The organism is Streptomyces phyllanthi (genome assembly GCF_009377205.1).
Taxonomy (GTDB): domain Bacteria; phylum Actinomycetota; class Actinomycetes; order Streptomycetales; family Streptomycetaceae; genus Streptomyces; species Streptomyces phyllanthi.
This window is the reverse complement of record NZ_VJZE01000682.1, coordinates 1-3,477: the sequence shown is the minus strand read 5'-3', so window position 1 is coordinate 3,477 and position 3,477 is coordinate 1. Positions and strand designations below refer to the sequence as shown.

At 71.4% G+C, this 3,477-nt stretch carries 4 protein-coding genes; 2 read left to right on the top strand and 2 right to left on the bottom strand.

Annotated features, from left to right (window positions below):
* Positions 1–154: 154 nt before the first annotated feature.
* Together FNH04_RS43345 and FNH04_RS43340 are read right to left on the bottom strand one after the other, a co-directional pair.
* The gene (locus tag FNH04_RS43345) at positions 155–886 is read right to left on the bottom strand and encodes a maleate cis-trans isomerase family protein (RefSeq protein WP_152791728.1); all 732 of its coding nucleotides are present in this window, start codon (positions 884–886) and stop codon (positions 155–157) included.
* On the bottom strand, positions 883–1,671 hold the full coding sequence (locus FNH04_RS43340; protein WP_152791727.1) for a maleate cis-trans isomerase family protein: 789 nt from the start codon (positions 1,669–1,671) through the stop codon (positions 883–885). Before FNH04_RS43340 ends, FNH04_RS43345 begins: the two co-directional genes overlap by 4 nt.
* A gap of 303 nt (positions 1,672–1,974) precedes the next feature.
* Here FNH04_RS43340 and FNH04_RS43335 point away from each other — a divergent pair, with 303 nt between their 5' ends.
* Positions 1,975–2,922, top strand: a complete 948-nt coding sequence (locus FNH04_RS43335; RefSeq protein WP_152791726.1) for a D-2-hydroxyacid dehydrogenase — start codon at positions 1,975–1,977, stop codon at positions 2,920–2,922.
* A gap of 28 nt (positions 2,923–2,950) precedes the next feature.
* The coding region (locus FNH04_RS43330) for an amidase family protein (RefSeq protein ID WP_265581878.1) at positions 2,951–3,477 on the top strand (527 nt) is incomplete at its 3' end.

The following is a 3,477-nucleotide window of genomic DNA, read 5'->3' as shown; positions in this document are numbered from 1 at the left end:
CCCCTACCCTCCCCCAAGCTCTCGGCTTCGCTCGAGCAGGGGGGACCCCCATCGTCCCTTCCCTGGGGGCTGCCGCCCCCGGACCCCCGCTTGTCGGCCCGAGGGCCTCGTCCTCAAGCGCCGGACGGGCTGGAGATGGCCGGCCTGGACCGGGTCAGACCTGGACGATCGGCTCCTTCGTGAACAGCGTGCCGAGTTCCGGGGCGTTCACCCTGCGGTCCGCGAGCCGCAACGCCTCCCAGACCGTGACCTGGTTCGCCGTGAGGACCGGTTTCGACAGGGCCGACTCCAGGGCCTGGAGGTGGGAGACCGTGTGGAGGGCCGTGTCCGGGAGCAGGACCGCCTCCGCGTCCGGGTGGTCGCCCTCGCGGGCCAGGGCGAGGACCCTGTCCGCGTCCCAGGTGCCCACTTCCGCTGCCGTGACGATGCCGGAGGAGCGGACCGAGACCACCTCGACCCCCGCCGCCTTCAGAAAGGCGGCGAAGAGGGCCGCCACGTCCTCCGGATACGTCGCCGCGATCGCGACCCGGTGCACGCCGAGCTCCCGCACCGCGTGGACGAAGCCGAAGGACGTCGAGGAGGCGGGCATGCCCGCCGTACGGGCGAGGGTGCGGACCTGCTCGTGGGCGCCCTCCCAGCCGTACACGAAACTGCCGGACGTGCACGCCCAGACCACCGCCTCCGCGCCGGAGAGGCGGAGCTCCTCCACACCCGCCGCGAGCCGCCGCGGGGAGCCCATCTCACGCAGCGCGTCCTCGCGGTGCGCGTCCTCACCGATGTCCGTGTGGACCAGGGGAAGGCGGATGTCACTGCCCAGAAGCTGCTCGATGCGGGGGTAGTCGTCCTCGCCCGAGTGGCCCGGGTAAAGGAATCCGAGTGCTGTCATGTCCAGCCTTCCTGCTGCTGCTCTTCTTCCGGCAGTACGGAGCCCTGGCGCGCCGACTCGTCCAGCAGCGCCTGATAAGGGCCCACCGCTCGGGTACCCAGGTGGCGCAGTGCCGCCCACATCGTCACCTGGTTGGCCGAGATCACCGGGATACGCAGTTCCGCCTCCAGTTGCGGGATGACGTCGTACGTGGGGAGGTTGGTGCAGCTGATGAAGAGCGCGTCCGCGGGGGCGCGGACCGCCCTGCGCGCCATGTCGACCACCGAGCGGTACGGAACCTTCCAGATGTGCCTGGTCAGGCCCATGTACGCGCGTCCGGTGACCGTGACGCCCGCTTCGGCGAGGTACTCCTCCAGGGACCGCGTGACGGAGACGGTGTACGGGGTCACCAGGGCCACCCGCCGTGCGCCGAGCTCCAGCAGGGCCTCCAGCAGCGCTCCGGACGTCGTGACCGAGGGCACCGCCCCGGCCCGTGTCATCGCCTCGCACATGGCGCGCTCGCCCGCCACGCCGCCCACGAAGCTGCCCGAGGTGCAGGCGTACGCCACGACCTCGGGCGCGATCGCGTTGAGCGTACGGACCGCGTCGCCCAGCGTCTCGTGCTCACTGACCAGCCGGGCCAGGTCGAGGCTGACCTCGACCGGCACGAACGGGGTCCGGGTGAGGTGCAGGGAGACGTCGTCGGGCACCCACCGCCACAGCTCCCGGTCGAGGGCGAAGTCAAAGGGGGCCACGACACCGACACCGCGCTGGAAGCGCGGTCCGCCGAGAAAGGAAACGTCCATGGCAGGCACCGGCCTCACGAAGGGGGACGAGTGGGCAACGGTCCGTGTCCGTGCCCGTGTTGACGACGGTAGGTTCGGGTGCGAGCGTGGTCAATCCGCGCATCTCAGACGGCTCGAACGCAGCCGTTCCGTACCGACAGCCGTACCGCCGAAGACACCGTCGGAAGACGCCCGGCGAACCTCCTTCACAGACTTCACAGACTTCACAGACTTCACAGACTTCAGAGAATCAGAAATTTCAGAGACCTCAGAGCTCAGAGACCTCAGAGAAACGAACACGCCTCGCGAAACGGGTCCCCCACGATGTCCGAGAAAACCCTTCTTGTCCTGGATGCCGACCCGCCTCCCCGGCTCGGCCGGCTCACCGGGCGGACCCGGATCGAGCACGCGGACGAGGCCTCGCTGGCCGAGCGTCTGCCGTACGCGGACGTGCTGCTCGTCTGGGACTTCACCTCGCGCGCGGTCCGTGACGCCTGGCCGGGCCAGGGGCCGCGGCCGGGCTGGGTGCACACGGCGAGCGCGGGCGTGGACCACCTCATGTGCGCCGAACTCGCCGCCTCCGACACGGTGGTGACCAACGCGCGCGGCGTCTTCGACCGGCCGATCGCCGAGTACGTCGCCGCCCTCGTCCTCGGCTGGGCGAAGGACCTGCCGCGCACCTGGGAGCTCCAGCGCGCCCACGAGTGGCGGCACCGGGAGACACGGCGGGTTGCCGGGACACGGGCCTGTGTCGTCGGCTCGGGGCCCATCGGCCAGGCGATCACCAGCGTCCTCAAGGCCCTCGGGGTCACCGCGGCCGTCGTCGGCCGCACCCCGCGTCCCGGCATCCACGGGCCGGACGACCTGGACCGGCTGCTGTCCCGCGCCGACTGGGTGATCGCGGCGGCTCCGCTGACGGAGTCGACGTACGGCATGTTCGACGCCCGCCGCTTCGGGGTCATGCAGCCCTCGGCCCGGTTCGTCAACGTCGGGCGGGGCGGGCTCGTGGTCGAGGACGCGCTGGTGGAGGCGCTGTCGAAGCAGTGGATCGCGGGCGCGGCGCTGGATGTCTTCGACCGCGAGCCCCTGCCGCCGGACGACCCGCTGTGGGAGGTGCCCGGCCTGGTCGTCTCGCCCCACATGAGCGGGGACACGGTGGGCTGGCGGGACGCGCTGGGGGCGCAGTTCGTCGAGTTGTACGAGCTCTGGGAGGCGGGGAAGCCGCTGCTGAACGTGGTCGACAAGCAGCGTGGGTACGTACCTGGACACTGAGCTGCCGAGTTCCCTGGAGGGCGGGCGGATGACCGAGCTCACCGAACTGACCGCGGTACAACTCGTCGACGGCTATCGCAAGGGCGAATTCAGCCCCGTGGAGGCGACCCGGGCGGCCCTCGAACGGGCGGTTTCCGTCCAGCCCGCCGTGAACGCCTTCGTACGCCTCGACACGGACGACGCCCTCTCCCGCGCGCGGGAGTCGGAGGAGCGGTGGCGGCGCGGGAAGCCCGCCGGGCTGGTGGACGGGGTGCCGGTGACGGTGAAGGACATCCTGCTGCTGCGCGGCGGGCCGACGCTGAAGGGCTCGAAGGCGCTCTCCGCGAGCGGGAGTTGGGACGAGGACGCGCCCTCCGTGGCCCGGCTGCGGGAGCATGGCGCGGTGTTCCTGGGCAAGACGACGACGCCGGAGTTCGGGTGGAAGGGCGTCACGGACTCGCCGCTGTCCGGGGTGACACGGAATCCGTACGACACCTCGCGTACGACGGGTGGGTCGAGCGGGGGCGCGGCCGCCGCCGTGGCGCTCGGGGCGGGGCCGCTGGCCCTCGGTACGGA

Coding starts and splice junctions, on each gene's coding strand:
- FNH04_RS43340 (WP_152791727.1), bottom strand. CDS start 1,671: ATGGACGTTTCCTTTCTCGGCGGACCGCGCTTCCAGCGCGGTGTCGGT.
- FNH04_RS43335 (WP_152791726.1), top strand. CDS start 1,975: ATGTCCGAGAAAACCCTTCTTGTCCTGGATGCCGACCCGCCTCCCCGG.
- FNH04_RS43345 (WP_152791728.1), bottom strand. CDS start 886: ATGACAGCACTCGGATTCCTTTACCCGGGCCACTCGGGCGAGGACGAC.